Source organism: Flavobacterium helocola (assembly GCF_038289885.1).
Lineage (GTDB): Bacteria > Bacteroidota > Bacteroidia > Flavobacteriales > Flavobacteriaceae > Flavobacterium > Flavobacterium cheniae.
Genome location: NZ_JBBYHT010000003.1, coordinates 103,784 through 121,041, shown reverse-complemented (window position 1 = coordinate 121,041; position 17,258 = coordinate 103,784). Strand labels below are relative to the sequence as shown.

The following is a 17,258-nucleotide window of genomic DNA, read 5'->3' as shown; positions in this document are numbered from 1 at the left end:
TTATAACGATTTATGAATTACCACTTGTAAGTAATAATTTTCTTTTAATTCTTTTAGCTAAATTAAATACTTTTTTAGGAAATCTTCCTATTAGATGAAACTTAAAAAACAATTTTATTTTTGTTGAAAGCGATAACTTCCAGAATAAATTATCATACATGCTTTTTAAAAACAAATCCTCTTCATTTAACTTTTCATTCTTATTAACAGAAGTTGTTTGCATTTCATGTAATCTAAAACTAACTAACTTTGTATCTATAAAAATAATATCATAATGTTTCATTAATCGATACCAAAATTCTATATCTAAAGTTTGTCTTAAATTTTCAGAAAAATAACCCACCTTTTCAAATACTTCTTTTTTTAACAAAACTGCTGTTGGTTCCCCAATTTTGTTTTCTGGAAATGAAAGTAAACTATCATCTTTAAGCAAATCGACTCCTTTGTTTATCTTTCCATCAACAATATTGTTTTTATGCCAACGTAAATGGAGATTCCCAAATAATTTAATCCATTCTATATTTTTTTTATCATTTTCATTATATATAAAATTTCTTTTAGAGTAAACTAACCCAATATTGTTGCTTTTAACGGCATATTTTACCATTTTTTCTATACAATTTGACTCCATTGTGTCATCTTGAAATAAAAATTTTATGTATTCCCCATTAGACTTTTTAATACTATGGTTCCAATTGGCCCCTATACCCGATGGTTTATGAGTAAAGATATGAATGGGAATATCTGTTTTATTTTGAAACGATTTAATTATTTCAAGGGTTGCATCTTTTGAAGCATCATCAGAAACTACAATTTCTAATGGTCTATACGTTTGTTTAATAGCAGCATCCATAGCCTCTGCTATAAACTTCTGACCGTTATAAGTAGGAATACAAATAGAAACTAATGGTTTATTCATTTTAGTAACCTTTTCTTAATTCTTTTAAAAACAATTGCTATTAGTTGTTTAGAAGTATATGCATCTATAGTTGAATTATTTATTGTTGGGACTTTGTCTCTCAATAAAGTACAAAAAATTTCTTCTTCAACGGCTTTACAAGTATTTAAAAGTGATAAATCTGAAGGAGATATTTCATTTTTAAACTTTTCTATAAAATTAGATATTCTTGCGTTTACTATTTTTGTTGTTACAGTAAATTTTGACATAGCACTCACAATTAAAGCATGTGTTTGAGCTGTTTTCAAATTTCTGAAATACTCTGTTTTAGCGCTCCATATTCCAACTCCTTCTCTGTAAACCGCCATTTCTTCCTCTAAATACTTTAATTTACCATGTTCTGACAATAGCATATACAAAAAATAATCACCTATTGGACTTATAGAAAATTCTTTTGGTAATTCTTTGAGCACATTTCTAAAAACTACCGAAGGTGTATGAATATAATTTCCTAATCTTGCCAAAGTTTCTTGAGTTTCATAGTTTTCAGGAACCTTAGTGATAAAATCATCTACCAGCTCTCCATTAGGTTTTAAAATTTTAATTTTATGAAAACTTAAAACATAATCTGGATTAGCTTCTAAAAAATCAACTTGTTTTTGGAGTTTGTAAGGATCGGTCCAATAGTCGTCGCCTTCTAATAATGCAACGTATTTGGTTCCGCTATTAAAACAATGTTTGTATATCCGCAATGCATTTTGAGTTCCTCCAACATTTATTTCATTCAAAAAAAGTTCAATTCTACTTGAGTACTTTTCTTTAAGTTTAATACAAATTTCACGAGTTTTGTCATTTGATAAATCTTCTCCAATGTATAATTTATAATTAAAGTTGGTTTTTTGCATCATAACAGATTCTATTGCCTCTTCAATGTATAGTTCTTGATTATAAGTAACCATCCAAATTGATAAAAGAGGCGCTTTATTCCCAGACTGCATATCCAAATCCAGTTTTTCCAAATCCATTACCATTGTACAACATTATTAAATTATTGTCATTTTTAAAAACATACGGATAGGATATCATTTCAGAATCCCAACCTTCACTTGATATATCAATACCAGCCTTATCGTCCTTTCTAACCCAATCCTTTCCATTTAATGATTCAGCATAACCTATTTTATAACTGTTCGTGATGTTATTTCTATAATCCGATTTTTTTCTTTTTCCAAACCACATTTTGTATTTACCATCTTCCTTAATTACTGCTGCGCTTACTAATCCGCCTTCATCATCATTTAATTCAATTGCAACTTTTCCTGTTTGATTCCAAGTAATACCGTCTACTGATTCAGCATATTTTATATTATAGATTGGTTCTGGTTTGCCGTCAAATTTTTCCCACTTGATACAGGATAAATACCACATTTTGAAAATATCATCCTCAAAAGTAACAAAAGAAGTCCCAGAAAAATACGGTTCAATAAAATTTACTGAAATTATTGGTCCTTCAGAAAGCTTTTTAAACACTTTACCTCCATCCTCACTAATGGCTAATCCGACAGCATTTTGAAAAGGAACAGTTCCTCTTGTAGTCCAACCAATATAATAAAGGTATTTCTTATTTCCAACAGTTATAATTGATGATGGCATTATTCCGGAGTCATCAAATGATCCTAAATTACCTAATTCAAATAATGGTGCGGTATGTTCATAAATAATTTTTTCAGGATTATTTTTTTCAACTTCTATGTAAGAAACATTACTTCTACCTGATACATCTCTTGTAGAATAATACACTCTAATTCTGTCTTCCAATAAATCAACTACAGGCACTTGAGCATGGCTTTTATTCCAATCAAATTGTCCATTAACATTATATATATTGCCTTTCTTAATCCACATTTTACAACTCTTTTGTTGATTTTTCAGACTTAATTGCAGGATTTCCTTTATACAATCCCCAAGGCTCTGTATTTTTAATAATACTAGCAGCCATAGCTACAAATGTCCCCTCCGCTATGGTAACTCCATCTCTAATAGTTGCATTAACGCCTAAAGTACAATAATTTTCAACAACGCAATGTCCGGATAAAACAACGTGTGACGTAAACATTACATGATTTTTTATAACAGAATGATGTCCAATATGATTTCCACTCCACAAAATAACATTATTACCAATTGTTGAAAAAGGTTGAATCGTGTTGTTTTCTAAAATAAAACAATTATCACCAATAGCATTATCAAAGGTAGTCGCTTTACTACTTATATAACTTATGAGTTTATATCCTTTTTGTTTGATATCATTATATACTTTTTCACGTAATCTATTCATTTGCTGAGGAGACATTGGTGCAAAAAAATCATATTCTGATGGAGGATATATCTTTTCAACAGTTTCAAAAGATACTATTGGTAAATTTTTAAAATTCTTAGCTTCTGGGATATATTTTGCATTTACACAAAATGCTACTACTTCATGATGAGAATCATTTTCCAAATAATAATGTGCTAATTCTGCAAAATCCTGAATTCCGAAAATAATAACTTTTGCCATCTTGATTATTTTTTTAAAACATAAACTGTATATTCATACAAGCCGTAATCATTTCTTATGATATAATTTCGTGATAAATTTTTACATAAAAAATCACTTAGCAAATCATGAGATACATGAAACAAATCTTCTCTTTCCCAATCCACATTTTTTGACATCACATTAAATGCAATACCTTTTGAAGATTTTTCGTAAACTAATGTTAACAATTTTGTGAAATACTCCCACATTTGATCAAAAGTTAATTCTCGCTTTTCTGTAAAAACGCCGTTCATAACAATGTAGTCGAAAGTTGGTATGCTAGATTCATTTTCAAGAATATCGCTGCAATAAAAATCGATATCAGGAAATTTATTTTGCGCTACATCAACAAATTTTTGAGAAATATCTAATCCTGAATATTTAATATCTGAATACTGATTCTTATTTATATACTCTAATAAATGAGCTGTTCCGCATCCAAAATCCAATAATTTAGAGGTGGTTAAATTTAGTTCATCAAACTTAATTATATCTAACATAACCTTATATCTTTTGTCAACATCTTCTATCTTAGGCCAATCCACACCTAAATGAGTATCCCCATGTTTCTCTAAACATTCTTCGTAGTGAGTAATTATGTTGTTATAAGGTTTTTTCATAACTAAATTAATTCAAATTTATTTAATAACATTCTTGTATCTTCAACTGAATTAAACATAATTACATCAATAATAGATAACCATGGTTTAAATTCATTTTTAAATTGCTGATATACTATATCTTCAGATTTAATAAATTTTAAATCTATATTCTTTACTCGAAAATTTTCTTTTGTATATAATTCAAACCCACCAATAGCATTAACATATTGATTTGCTCCTAATTGAAGGCAAATATCAATAATTTTGTTCTCACCTTTTAACCCATTATTCTTAACAATTTCAGAGGACATTATTAACTTCGTGTTTATGTTTAAATACGCACACAAGTTTTGAATTGAATTTTGAATATATATAGCTAGATTTAATTCATCAAAGCTAATTATTTTCTCTATAAGTGGGTATACATCTTGGTAAAAAGGTGCTTTTTTGTAGGAAGAACTAATGGTTTTTAAAAGATCCATCTTCCATTTATCTAAATCAGAGATAAATATTTCATTGATTAGTTTATTCTGACTCACATTTTGAAGTGGCATACTAAACAAATAGGAAGTATTATTCACTAAAATAGAATTTCTATTAATCCAACCTTTTTTTATAAAATTCACATCATCGTAAATTACGAATACATCAGAATTCGCTATTAATTGAAAATATCCAATGTATGGAAAAAAATAAGGTTGCATTATGGAAACTTTCATTATAATGTACTGTTAATAGTTGAAACAATTCGCTTTAAATCATTTTCATCTAATCCAACATATAAAGGTAAACATACAATTCGTGAAGCAACATCTTCAGAAACTGGCATATCTACTTTATCTACATATGGAACTTGATTAAGCGAAGGATAAAAATAGCGCCTAGGGAAAACATTTATTTGATTTAATTTTTCGATAGTTTCTAACAATTTTTGCTCGTTTTCAAAAAGAACAGGATAATAACTATAATTCCACTGGGTATTTTCTCTTATTTTCAAAGTTTGCACTTTAGTAACATCTAAGTTTTGATTGTAAAAATCTACAACTCTTTTTCGTTCGGCTAAGATAGTTTCCATGTGAGGTAAAACCGCTAATCCCATAGCGGCATGCAATTCTGATATTTTTCCGTTGATTCCTAAACCATGAAATGCTAAGGGACCATCATGACCAAAATTATGACTGTAAAACAACTGATGCTGTAATTTAGGATCTTTAGCAAATAAAGCCCCTCCCTCGCCTGTATGAAACAACTTCGTAGCATGAAAACTACAGGTGCTTACATCGCCATATTCAAAAATAGAGGTTCCGTTATAGCTTACGCCAAAGGCATGAGCTGCATCGTAGATTACTTTTAAATTATATTTTTTTACAATGGCTTCAATCGCCTCTACATGACAAGGATTCCCAAAAACATGTGTAGCTAAAATAGCTGTTGTTTTATCGGTAATCGCCGCTTCAATTTTAGTTTCATCAATTGTTAAATACTCGGGATGAATATCTACAAAAACAGGCGTGCAATTTTCCCACACGATAGCTGCTGAAGTAGCTACATAACTAAAAGGAGTTGTTATAATTTCACCTCCATTGCCCAATAATTTTAAAGCAATTTGAATGGGAATAGTACCGTTATTGGTAACTAATATATGATCAACTGATAAGTAGTTTTTTAGTTTTTCCTCTAGTTCTAATACCAATTCTCCGCGATTTGTTAACCATTGGTTTTTCCAAATGCGTTGCAATTGTTCTTGATATTCTTCTATAGGAGGAAAAAAAGTTTTGGTTACGTTAATCATATAGCTAAATCCATTTTATAAGAATCTATAATTCCTTGCTTTTTGACAAACGCTAATTCTACTAACCATAAAACTTGTGGTTGGAACGGACGGTTTAAATCGGTAATTTCAAATAAAGAATACCCTTTTTTGTCCATGTAATCTACCATTTTTAACAAAGTATTATCAAATTCTTTGCAAAACATCGCGGCTTCAACTAAAAAAACCTCAGTTTTTCCCATCAAATCAGAAGCGCCCTCTAATACGTTAATATCTAGACCTTCTGCATCGATCTTAACTAAATCAGGAAAAGGTAAAGTTGCATTTTTTGCCACTATTTCGTTTAATGTAACGATAGGGATTTCCACTTGTTTGAACCCTCCAGCTTTTGCTTCTTCTTCTGTATATCTAAAAGAACAACTATCATCTCGATTAACTATGGTAAACATAAATGATCCTGATTTGTCTCCTGCTCCAACTGCATTAAATGTAACTTTTGAATTGGAGTCTAAAATATCTTGTAAAGACGGTTTTAACCATTCTTGTGGTTCTATTAATGTATAATATGCCTCTGGAAAATACTTTAATGTTTCACGAGTCCAAGTCCCATGATTAGCTCCTACATCAATAATGTGTTTGGGAGTAAATCCCATCTGTTTAATATTGTCAAAAAAGATTTCTAAAAGTGAATTCTTTTCAAAAGCCTCTTTTGCATAAACTATTTGCTGTCCTCTTACATAACCCAACCTTTTTGCTATTGGATTAAAAAATTTAATTGCTATTTTTTTAATTATCTTTTTCAAAATTGTAAATTTTATAAATTAACCCATTCAAAAACAGGTTTAATAAATCCAGGTTCTCTTCCCATCCATCCTCCAAGTGGTCTTGGACCTTCTTGTATTGTAAAAGCCATAATATCTGGTTCGTGAAAAACAGCTCTTTTAGCATCCTCAATAATATATAAATCTAAGTAATAATTTCCAATATTTAAAAACCCTTTTGGAAAAGAGCAAACTAAATGATTATTTCCTTTTCTGAATGGTGTAACTCCAGAAGTTGAAAATGTAAACAACGCTTCTCCATTACTGTCTTTTAACACATAAGTCAAATGTAATCGCTCAGGCTGTGTTTTAATATTAATATGCGTTTGGAATTCTAACTCATGGTATTCGTCTAGAATTTCATCGGAAGTTAAACCTTTAGGATTAATACTTATTTCATTTATTTTAAGTGTTTCAAAATCGAAATCATTCCCAAATTTCTTATGATTCAAACTATCAGATTCACCGGATAAATATTGAGCAACAGCACTTTCGGCAGTTCCTTGAAAGGACATACTTCCATTTTTTAAAACAATGCCCGAATTACATAAACTCTTCACCGCCGCCATATTATGACTCACAAACAACACCGTTCTTCCTTCCCCTTTACTTACGTCGTTCATTTTACCTAAACACTTCTTTTGAAACTCGGCGTCGCCTACTGCCAACACCTCATCTACAATTAAAATCTCCGATTCTAAATGAGCTGCTACTGCAAAAGCCAAACGCACGTACATTCCAGAGGAATAACGTTTTACAGGTGTATCAATGTAACGCTCTACTCCCGAAAAAGCCACAATTTCATCAAATTTTTTGGTAATCTCGTGCTTGCGCATACCTAAGATTGCTCCGTTCAAATAAATATTTTCTCTTCCGGTCATTTCAGGATGAAAACCCGTTCCTACTTCTAACAAAGAAGCAATTCTCCCTTTGGTATAAATTTTACCCGTTGTAGGTTGGGTTACTTGACTTAATATTTTTAATAAAGTAGATTTTCCAGCTCCATTACGTCCAATAATTCCAACAGAATCGCCTTGGTTGATTTCGAAATTAATGTCGCGTAAACTCCATACGTAATCGCTTTCACCTTTGCTGCTTCTATCATTGGCTTCACCAATTTTTAAAAAGGGGTCTTCTTTGCCACGCAAATTGTACCACCAACGTTTCATATCGTCTTTCACGGTTCCCGTTCCTACGAGTCCAAGACGGTATTGTTTGGAGATGTTTTCTGCTTTTATTACTACTTTACTCATTTTATTATACCTCTTCTTGTCAGACTGAGCGAAGTCGAAGGCTTTCATTAGTTCTCGACTTCGCTCGAAGTGACAATATTTTAATTATTTTTTCAAATTCAAGTTCAAACGCAAGTTCAAAAATCAACTTTAATTTTTTTAAACACATAGACACAATTGTTTTTCTTTGTGCTAATTTTAGTCGTTTCACTTGGAATAGTGAACAAATCGTTCTTTAACCACAATCTCCCAGTCTCCTCATCTCCCAGTCTCCTCATCTCCCAGTCTCTAAAAAGTGAAACGCCTCTGCGCATCTCTTTTCAACACAATCCACTTCAAAAAACCTCCGTGTATCTCTGTGTAAAAAATTCAACATTCAAAATTCGTTAATCAAAATTCAATATTTGATATTTTTTAAACACATAGAAACAATAGTTTTTCTTTGTGCTAATTTTAGTCGTTTCACTTGGCATAGTGAACAAATCGTTCTTTAACCACAATCTCCCAGTCTCCCAGTCTCTAAAAAGTGAAACGTCTCTGTGCATCTCTTTTCAACACAATCCACTTCAAAAAACCTCCGTGTATCTCTGTGTAAAAAATTCAACATTCAACATTCGTTAATCAAAATTCAATATTTGATATTTTTTAAACACATAGACACAATAGTTTTTCTTTGTGCTAATTTTAGTCGTTTCACTTGGCATAGTGAACAAATCGTTCTTTAACCGCAATCTCCCAGTCTCCTCATCTCCCAGTCTCCCAATCTCCCAGTCTCCCAGTCTCCCAGTCTCCCAGTCTCCTCTACACCGTATCCATAAAAGTCTTCTGCGTCTTGTTAAACACCAAAACTCCAATCGCTAAAATTACTATAGAAAATATGGATGGATAAACTAAATCTAAAATCGTAAACTCACCAACACCTAAATAGGCAAATCGCATATAATCAAACAAACCTACTAATGGATTTAGCTCCACGACCCACTGATAATCTAAAGGCACCGTTGAACTTGGATAGATAACCGGAGTAGCATACATAAACAACTGCACACCAAAACCAATTAACTGATTCAAATCTTTATATTTTGTAGTCATGGATGATAAAATTAAACCTATTCCCATGGAAATTAATGCCATTAATACAATAATCAAAGGAGTCAACATAATCCAATTATTGGGTTGTATTTGATTTTGGAATGTAAAATACAGCACAAAGCCCACGAACAATAAAAACTGCACCCCAAACTTCATCAAATTGGAAATCACAATCGTTAATGGCATGATTAATCTTGGAAAATATACTTTCCCAAAAATACCTGCATTAGCGTTAAAAACACCTGATACTGAAGTTAAACAAGTCGAAAAATAATTCCAAAGTGTGATTCCTGCCATGTAGAAAACTACTTTTGGTGCACCATCAGTAGACAATTGCGCTACATTTCCAAAAATTATTGTAAACGTAATTGTAGTCAATAAAGGCTGTATAAAAAACCATAACGGTCCAAGTAACGTTTGTTTGTAAACCGTAACAAAATCTCGTCGCACAAACAATACCAACAAATCGCGGTAATGCCAAAGTTCTTTTAGATTAATATCAAAAAGAGAATGTTTAGATTTAATTACAGAATCCCAATGCTCCGCTGTAGTATTTTTTTGATTCATTTATACCAAATTATTATAAAAGTCTTACTTTACAAGACTTAGCGGTCAAATTTAAACTTTTTTAGTGGATGGACAAATTTTATCAAGTAAAGTCTATTTTAAATTTTAGAGGTAAGGGCAAGAGCAAGGAGAAAATTCAAGGGCAAGGGCAAGATCAAAAATCAATTTGAAACTTGAAACCCGAAACTTGAAACAAAAAAATAAAGCGTAGCGCCTCTGTGTATCTCTCTCTCATCACAATCCACTTCAAAAAAATCTCCGTGCAGCTCTGTGCAAAACTATTTCCATTAGCCTTCGACTCCGCTCAGGATGACAATCGTGTGAGTAAAACTTGAAACAAAAAAATAAAGCGTAGCGCCTCTGTGTATCTCTCTCATCACAATCCACTTCAAGAAATCTCCGTGCAGCTCTGTGCAAAATCCTCATAATCCCTTAATCCGTGGCTAAAAACAAAAAATTAAACCATATAAGTCATATAAGTTTTTTAAAGTTTAATTAGATTGTGGTGAAAAGTTTATAAAAGAGATGCTAAGACGACATCAGCATGAAAAACAAAACAGAAATTCTTTGTGTCTTTGCGAAATAACTTTGCGCACTTTGCGGTTTAAAAAATCCGTTAATCTGCGGTTAAATCACCCCGCTACACCCCTAATCCCGATAGCTATCGGGACCTCAAGGGGACAATCACTTCTTACAACTTTTACTTATATCATTTCCATTAGAAAAATCTCCTTTTCCCTTTTCCCTTTTCCAACTCTCTCAACACAATCCACTTCAAAAACCCTCCGTGCAACTTTGTGATAAACTTCGTGCAACTTTGTGCTCCAAACCCGAAATAGGAAATCTATTGTGATTTATGTCAAGTGCAACGCCCTTAATACACACAAAGCCAAACTAATGCAACTACGTGTTTCAAAAAAAAATCCACCAACATCTGCGCTTCCCATTAGCGAATCCGTCTCATCCGCGTGCCAATCTCAACACAATCCACTTCAAAAACCCTCCGTGCAACTTTGTGATAAACTTCGTGCAACTTTGTGCTCCAAACCTGAAATAGGAAATCTATAGTGATTTATGTCAAGTGCAACGCCCTTAATACACACAAAACGTAACTAATGTGTCTATGTGTTTCAAAAAATCCGCCAACATCTGCGCTTTGCTTTAGCAAATCAGTTTCATCCGCGTACAAATCTCCCAGTCCCCCAGTCCCCCATTCTCCCAATCTCCCACTCTCCCAATCTCCCAATCTCCCAGTCTCCCAGTCTCCCACTCTCCCACTCCCCCAATCTCCCACTCCCCCATTCTCCCAATCTCCAAAACCCCAAAACCCCAAACACGCGCCTCCACTCAAAAAAAACACCCAAAAGTCAACCAAATTGCACCAAATCGCACCAAATCGTGTCTTGCATAAATCAAAATCCAGTTGTAATTTTAAAGGAAACTATAAAATAAATAAATCATGGCAAAAGTAACAGCACCTTTCGAAATCGAAGGCACAATTGACGATTTGAATTTTTTCAAATCATCGGGGCAAAATTTAGTAAGATTAAAGGGGAATTCTGGAATTTCTAAAGAGCAATTCGCAAACAATCCCATCTTTGATCCCATCAGAGAACACGCAACGGAATTTGGAAGTTGTGTCCGTAAAGCAAGAGTTTTTCGCCTATTAGCGAAACAATTCTATGACAAAGCTAAAGAAGTATCGTTCGCCGGAAGAGTGAACCAATTACTTTTCGAAATTGTAGAAGAAGATACAACAAACAAAAGAGGTGAAAGAAAACTAGAAATTGGAATCCAAATTCCAGAGCTAGAAGAAATACTCCTCAATTTTGATGGTAACAAACTAAGACCATTAAATAAAGTCTTGAAGAAAAAAATTACTTACGATTGGAAACAAAATAAAATCAATCTACCTTCAATCAATACAGAAAAAGACATCAATTGGCCCGAACCCGAAGCCAACCAAATTCATTTTCAATTAGCTATAGCCAATTGGAATTACACAGAAGATAAATTCGAAAACCATTACAGCAACGAAATCACTTTAGAAAAAACAAATACAGAAGCATCTTTAGAGTTCAAAATTAGCGAACTCAAAACAAAAGATTTATGGATAGCATTTATTTACATAGGCTTCTCCAATAAAGAAAGAAGAAAAACCAAACCCCTCCACAAAAAATGGAACACCACCACCATAATAGGAATCAAAAACTTTAATCAAAAAAAGTAATCCACACCACCAACTCTGACTGAGTTAAAACTCTGTCAGAGTTTCCAATCCCCCAATCCACCAATCTCCCAATCACCATCTCCCAATCTCCCAATCTCCCAATCTCCCAATCTCCCCATCTCCCCATCTCCCCATCTCCCAATCTCCCCATCTCCCCATCTCTCAAAAGTGAAACATCTCTGAGAACTTCTCTCAACACAACCCACTTAAAGAAAATCTCCGTGCATCTGTGACCATAGTGATAGCGAACTGTCGAAGTAAAAAACTATTTTCATTAGCCTTCGACTTCGCTCAGGGTGACAATCGTGTGAGTAAAATTCCAAACCTGAAACCTGAAACCTGAAACTTTAAACCTGAAACCTGAAACAAAAAAACATTCAAAGTAACCTAAGTGGTATTAGGATTACTAGAGCTTTATTTTTTACTTCAAACCTCAACCTCTACTCATTTTTTTATTTCTTAAATCTGTGTTCCTAAAAAACCAATAACAAAATATTTCGTATTTTTGCCCTAAATTCCAAATCATGTTATCGTTTTTCAAATCTAAACCTAAATTAGCCGAATTAATTCCATCAGGATATGTCGATATTCATTCTCATATTTTACCAGGAATAGACGATGGGGCTCAAAAAATTAAAGATGCTGAGTTTTTATTGGAGTCGATGATTGATTTTGGTTTTTCAAAAGTGATTACCACACCGCATACCATGAAAAATGTATGGGATAATACTACCAACTCAATTGGTGATGCTTACAATTTAGTCCATAGTGAATTACCAGAACTTTCGAAACAAGTAGCACTTCAATATGCCTCAGAATATTTTTTGGATGAAAATTTAATACGTTTAGCACAGCAAGAAAAACTACTTACACTGAAAGATAATTTTATACTAATTGAAATGTCGTATTTGAATGCGCCAATTCAGTTATATGATTTTCTTTTTGAGTTACAACTAAAAGGATATCAATTGGTTTTAGCACATCCGGAGCGTTACAATTACTTTCATTCCAATAAAAAAGAATTTGCAAAACTGAAAAAAGCAGGCTGTTTATTTCAGTTGAACCTATTATCAACAGTTGGGTATTATGGAAAAAATGTAGCCGAAATATCTGATTATCTTTTAAAAAATGATCTTTATGATTTTACAGGTTCTGACATTCATCATCAAAATCACATTAAAGCATTTCAGAATAAATTAGCATTTAACAACGGAGAGAAAATTACGGAAGTAATGGAGAAAAATATTTTTTTCCTATAATTAATCTAAAGTTGCATGAGCAGAATTTCTGCTCTTAAATTCTGGAACTAAACGTTTCATCTCTTTAACAATTTCAACTTCTTGCCTGCTTGAAAGATGGAGTAAAAAATAATTAATTTCTTTTATTTTTTTAGTATTTTGATAATTTCGTTTAGACTGTACCCATTTGATTTTTGAATGAGTTGTTTCAACTAAAATGTCATATTCGGTAGTTAAATCTTCTTGTAATTTTTCACCCGGTCTTAGCCCAATCCATTCGATTTTAACGTCTTTCTCTGGAATAAGTCCTGCTGCTATAATCATCTGACGTGCTAAATCTTCAATTCGGATAGGTTCTCCCATGTCAAACATAAAGATTTCGCCTCCTTTTCCCATAGCACCCGATTCTAAAACCAATTCACAGGCTTGCGTAAGCGTCATAAAATAACGCTCCATTTCAGGATGGGTTATCGTAACAGGTCCACCTACTTTAATTTGTCTACTAAAAATAGGCCCAACAGAACCGCTAGAACCAAAAACATTACCAAAACGAGTAATGATAAAATTGGAGTCAGAGCTTATTTCATTTACTGCTTGAATATATTGTTCAGCTATTCGCTTACTTGCCCCCATAATACTGCTTGGATTCACCGCTTTATCCGTTGAAATAAAAAGAAAGGTCTTAACATGAAACGCAATAGCCAAATCAGCAACGATTTTAGTTCCTAAGACGTTGTTTTGAATGGCTTGATAAGGAAATCCTTCTAAAAGGGGTACGTGTTTATTTGCCGCTGCATGATATACAATTTCTGGTTGATGCGTTGCAAATATAGGTTGCATTAAATTTTCATCCTTAATATCTACCAAATACGGAATCAATTCGGTTACTTTTTGAATGCCTTCTAATTTCAAACACAATTTATGCAAAGGCATTTCAGCCACATCTACTAAAAGTATTTTCTCCGGAATATATTGCAATAGCTGCTTTACTATTTCACTTCCAATGGAACCAGCAGCCCCTGTAACTAAAATTGTTTTTCCAGTGACTTGCTGTAATAGTTGTTCTTTATGAAATAACGCTTGTGGCGTTTCTAATAATCCTGCTATCTGAAATTTTCGTTCTTTAGTCATTTTTTCAGTAAATTACAGTTTATTAAAAAACAATTCTAATGCCGTTCTGATACGATTCAAATCTTCAGCAGACAAACTAGAACCGGAAGCCAAACACAATCCGTTATTGAATAATTCTGTTTCCAAATGATCTCCAAAATACAGATTGTTCTGAAATAATGGCTGTAAATGCATCGGTTTCCAAACGGGTCTTGACTCAATTTGGTGCTGTTCTAAATACAAACGAAGCGCCTCTCTTTGTTCGAATGAAGCTAATTGAATTACATTCAGCCAATGATTCGAATTAAAGTTTTCGTTAGGTTCCTGATGCAAAGTAACTTGTGGAATAGTATCAAAAAATTGTTGATAGAACGCATGATTTTGGCGTCTTAATTGGATATGCTTTGAAAGCACTTCCATTTGCCCCAAACCAATACTTGCCGAAATATTACTCATTCGGTAATTATACCCCATTTGTTTATGTTCGTAATGGGCTGCTGCTTCTTTAGCTTGTGTTGCCCAGAATATAGCTTTCTGCTTAGCTGTTTCTGAATGACAAATCAAACCACCACCACCTGAAGTCGTAATGATTTTATTGCCGTTGAAAGATAAAACTCCGAAATCCCCAAAAGTCCCACAAAGTTTCCCATGATAAGTACTTCCCAATGCCTCCGCTGCATCTTCTAAAATGGGAATGTTGTATTTTTTTGAAAGCCTTACAATTTCGTTCATTTTAGCAGGCATTCCGTATAAATGCACAAGCAGAATCGCTTTTGGTTGAATGCCATTTTCTAATCGATTTAAAATTGCTTTTTCCAAGGCATCGGGACACATATTCCAAGTCTCATTTTCGCTTCCCACAAAAACAGGTGTTGCTCCTAAATATAAAACGGGATTTACAGATGCCACAAAGGTTAGACTTTGACACAAAACTTCATCACCATTTTGCACACCAAGAAGTTGTAATCCCAAATGAATGGCCGCTGTTCCTGATTGCAAAGCAGCAACCTGAGTATTTTCTCCTAAGAAATCAGCTAAACGATTTTCAAATAAGTCAATATGAGGTCCTGCAGGTGCAATCCAATTATCTTGAAAAGCCTGAGCAATATAATCTTGCTCAGTTCCTCCCATATGAGGTGGCGATAAAAGGATTTGTTTTGGATTCATAACTGCTTTTTACTAATTACCATTGCCCTTCAAAAGGTTCAATTGAAATACCTTTTTGTGGATGCGTCTTTTTAAAATCGAAAACGGTAATAAAGGTTAAAAATAGTATTTTACAATCAAAAAGAAAAGAAATATGTTGCACATAATACACATCTAAGTCAAAACGGGCTTCCCAAGTCAAAGCATTTCGCCCTTTTACTTGTACGTAACCTGTTATTCCAGGCAACACTTGATGTCTTTGATTTTGATAATCGGAATACAAATGAACATATTCCGGGAGTAAAGGCCTTGGCCCAACCAAACTCATATTGCCTTTCAAAACATTAAGTAATTGAGGTAATTCGTCTAAAGAAGTAGCTCGAAGAAATTTTCCGATTGATGAAATACGAGCATTATCAGGTAATAATTTCCCTTCAGCATCTCGTGCTTCTGACATGGTTTGGAATTTATAAATAGCAAATCGTTTTTGATTTTTTCCAACCCGTGTTTGAATAAAAAAAACTTGTTTTTGCAAAAAAAGAAGCAACAAAGTAATCAAAATAAAAATCGGACTTAATAACAAAATAGCCAACAATGCGCCTATTTTATCCAATACTATTTTTATTCTATTTTGATACATATATATTCAAGTCAAATTCAAAAATCAAGTTCAATAAAAAAGTGAAATGACTCTATGTAAAACATTTCCATTAGCCTTCGACTCCGCTCAGGGTGACAATCGTGTGAAACTAATTTTAAAAATTAATCCAATTCCTCCAATCTGTGTTCCAAAAAATTAAAAATTCGTTAATCAAAATTCAACATTCGAAAACCTCAAACTTGAAACCAAAAAAAGCGCAACGCCTCCATGCATCTCTCTCAACAAAATCCACTTCAAAAAAATCTCCGTGTATCTCTGTGTAAAACATTTCCATTAGCCTTCGACTCCGCTCAGGGTGACAATCATGTGAAACAAATTTTTAAAATTAATCCAATTCCTCCAATCTGTGTTCCAAAAAATTCAAAATTCAAAATTCGTTAATCAAAATTCAACATTCGAAAACCTCAAACTTGAAACCAAAAAAAGTGAAACGCCTCCATGCATCTCTCTCAACAAAATCCACTTCAAAAAAATCTCCGTGTATCTCTGTGTAAAACATTTCCATCAGCCTTCGACTCCGCTCAGGGTGACAATCATGTGAAACAAATTTTTAAAATTAATCCAATTCCTCCAATCTGTGTTCCAAAAAATTCAACATTCGAAAACCTCAAACTTGAAACCAAAAAAAGTGAAACACCTCCATGCATCTCTCTCAACAAAATCCACTTCAAAAAAATCTCCGTGTATCTCTGTGTAAAACATTTCCATCAGCCTTCGACTCCGCTCAGGGTGACAATCATGTGAAACAAATTTTTAAAATTAATCCAATTCCTCCAATCTGTGTACCAAAAAATTCAACATTCAAAAATTCGTTAATCAAAATTCAACATTCGAAAACTTGAAACTTGAAACCTGAAACTTGAAACCAAAAAAAGTGAAACGCCTCCATGCATCTCTCTCAACACAATCCACTTCAAAAAAATCTCCGTGTATCTCTGTGTAAAACATTTCCATTAGCCTTCGACTCCGCTCAGGGTGACAATCATGTGAAACTAATTTTTAAAATTAATCCAATTCCTCCAATCTGTGTTCCAAAAAATTCAACATTCAAAATTCGTTAATCAAAATTCAACATTCGAAAACCTCAAACTTGAAACCAAAAAAAGTGCAACGCCTCCATGCATCTCTCTCAACAAAATCCACTTCAAAAAAATCTCCGTGTATCTCTGTGTAAAACATTTCCATCAGCCTTCGACTCCGCTCAGGGTGACAATCATGTGAAACTAATTTTTAAAATTAATCCAATTCCTCCAATCTGTGTTCCAAAAAATTCAACATTCAAAATTCGTTAATCAAAATTCAACATTCG

At 33.1% G+C, this 17,258-nt stretch carries 15 protein-coding genes; 2 read left to right on the top strand and 13 right to left on the bottom strand.

Going from position 1 to position 17,258, the window contains the following annotated elements:
• Positions 1-10 precede the first annotated feature (10 nt).
• The 10 genes from AAEO58_RS07770 to AAEO58_RS07725 all read right to left on the bottom strand — a co-directional run bounded on the left by AAEO58_RS07770 (position 11) and on the right by AAEO58_RS07725 (position 9,564).
• Positions 11-919, bottom strand: a complete 909-nt coding sequence (locus tag AAEO58_RS07770) for a glycosyltransferase (RefSeq protein ID WP_341682905.1) — start codon at positions 917-919, stop codon at positions 11-13.
• On the bottom strand, positions 916-1,917 hold the full coding sequence (locus AAEO58_RS07765; protein WP_341682904.1) for a glycosyltransferase: 1,002 nt from the start codon (positions 1,915-1,917) through the stop codon (positions 916-918). The genes AAEO58_RS07770 and AAEO58_RS07765 overlap by 4 nt, the downstream gene beginning before the upstream one ends.
• Positions 1,880-2,803: a glycoside hydrolase family protein gene (locus AAEO58_RS07760; protein ID WP_341682903.1), complete on the bottom strand. Its 924-nt coding sequence runs from the start codon at positions 2,801-2,803 to the stop codon at positions 1,880-1,882. The genes AAEO58_RS07765 and AAEO58_RS07760 overlap by 38 nt, the downstream gene beginning before the upstream one ends.
• 1 nt (position 2,804) lies before the next feature.
• Complete coding sequence (locus tag AAEO58_RS07755; RefSeq protein ID WP_341682902.1) at positions 2,805-3,458, bottom strand: acetyltransferase; 654 nt, start codon at positions 3,456-3,458, stop codon at positions 2,805-2,807.
• A 5-nt stretch (positions 3,459-3,463) separates the two neighbouring features.
• Positions 3,464-4,099, bottom strand: coding sequence for a class I SAM-dependent methyltransferase (locus tag AAEO58_RS07750; RefSeq protein ID WP_341682901.1), 636 nt, complete (start codon positions 4,097-4,099; stop codon positions 3,464-3,466).
• Between the two features lie 2 nt (positions 4,100-4,101).
• Positions 4,102-4,800 (bottom strand): WbqC family protein, encoded by a 699-nt coding sequence (locus AAEO58_RS07745; protein WP_341682900.1) that lies wholly within the window; start codon positions 4,798-4,800, stop codon positions 4,102-4,104.
• A complete protein-coding gene (locus AAEO58_RS07740; RefSeq protein ID WP_341682899.1) occupies positions 4,800-5,873 on the bottom strand; it encodes a DegT/DnrJ/EryC1/StrS family aminotransferase in 1,074 nt (357 codons plus the stop codon). Before AAEO58_RS07740 ends, AAEO58_RS07745 begins: the two co-directional genes overlap by 1 nt.
• Positions 5,870-6,655, bottom strand: a complete 786-nt coding sequence (locus tag AAEO58_RS07735; RefSeq protein ID WP_341682898.1) for an FkbM family methyltransferase — start codon at positions 6,653-6,655, stop codon at positions 5,870-5,872. Before AAEO58_RS07735 ends, AAEO58_RS07740 begins: the two co-directional genes overlap by 4 nt.
• Before the next feature lie 11 nt (positions 6,656-6,666).
• Entirely contained in the window at positions 6,667-7,926 is a 1,260-nt protein-coding gene (locus AAEO58_RS07730; protein ID WP_341682897.1) for an ABC transporter ATP-binding protein, read from the bottom strand.
• A gap of 780 nt (positions 7,927-8,706) precedes the next feature.
• Positions 8,707-9,564, bottom strand: a complete 858-nt coding sequence (locus tag AAEO58_RS07725; RefSeq protein WP_341682896.1) for an ABC transporter permease — start codon at positions 9,562-9,564, stop codon at positions 8,707-8,709.
• Between the two features lie 1,459 nt (positions 9,565-11,023).
• On the opposite strand from AAEO58_RS07725, the gene AAEO58_RS07720 reads away from it, so the two are divergent.
• Together AAEO58_RS07720 and AAEO58_RS07715 are read left to right on the top strand one after the other, a co-directional pair.
• Entirely contained in the window at positions 11,024-11,794 is a 771-nt protein-coding gene (locus tag AAEO58_RS07720; protein WP_341682895.1) for a hypothetical protein, read from the top strand.
• Positions 11,795-12,318: 524 nt separating this feature from the next.
• Positions 12,319-13,053 carry a tyrosine-protein phosphatase gene (locus tag AAEO58_RS07715; protein WP_341682894.1) on the top strand — a complete coding sequence of 245 codons (735 nt, stop codon included), beginning with the start codon at positions 12,319-12,321 and terminating at the stop codon, positions 13,051-13,053.
• Here AAEO58_RS07715 and AAEO58_RS07710 read toward each other — a convergent pair whose 3' ends face one another.
• The 3 genes from AAEO58_RS07710 to AAEO58_RS07700 are packed head-to-tail and all read right to left on the bottom strand — an operon-like array spanning position 13,054 to position 15,928.
• Positions 13,054-14,163 (bottom strand): polysaccharide biosynthesis protein, encoded by a 1,110-nt coding sequence (locus tag AAEO58_RS07710; protein WP_341682893.1) that lies wholly within the window; start codon positions 14,161-14,163, stop codon positions 13,054-13,056.
• A gap of 12 nt (positions 14,164-14,175) precedes the next feature.
• On the bottom strand, positions 14,176-15,309 hold the full coding sequence (locus tag AAEO58_RS07705; RefSeq protein WP_341682892.1) for an aminotransferase class I/II-fold pyridoxal phosphate-dependent enzyme: 1,134 nt from the start codon (positions 15,307-15,309) through the stop codon (positions 14,176-14,178).
• 16 nt (positions 15,310-15,325) lie between these two features.
• The gene (locus tag AAEO58_RS07700) at positions 15,326-15,928 is read right to left on the bottom strand and encodes a sugar transferase (protein ID WP_341682891.1); all 603 of its coding nucleotides are present in this window, start codon (positions 15,926-15,928) and stop codon (positions 15,326-15,328) included.
• Positions 15,929-17,258 lie beyond the last annotated feature (1,330 nt).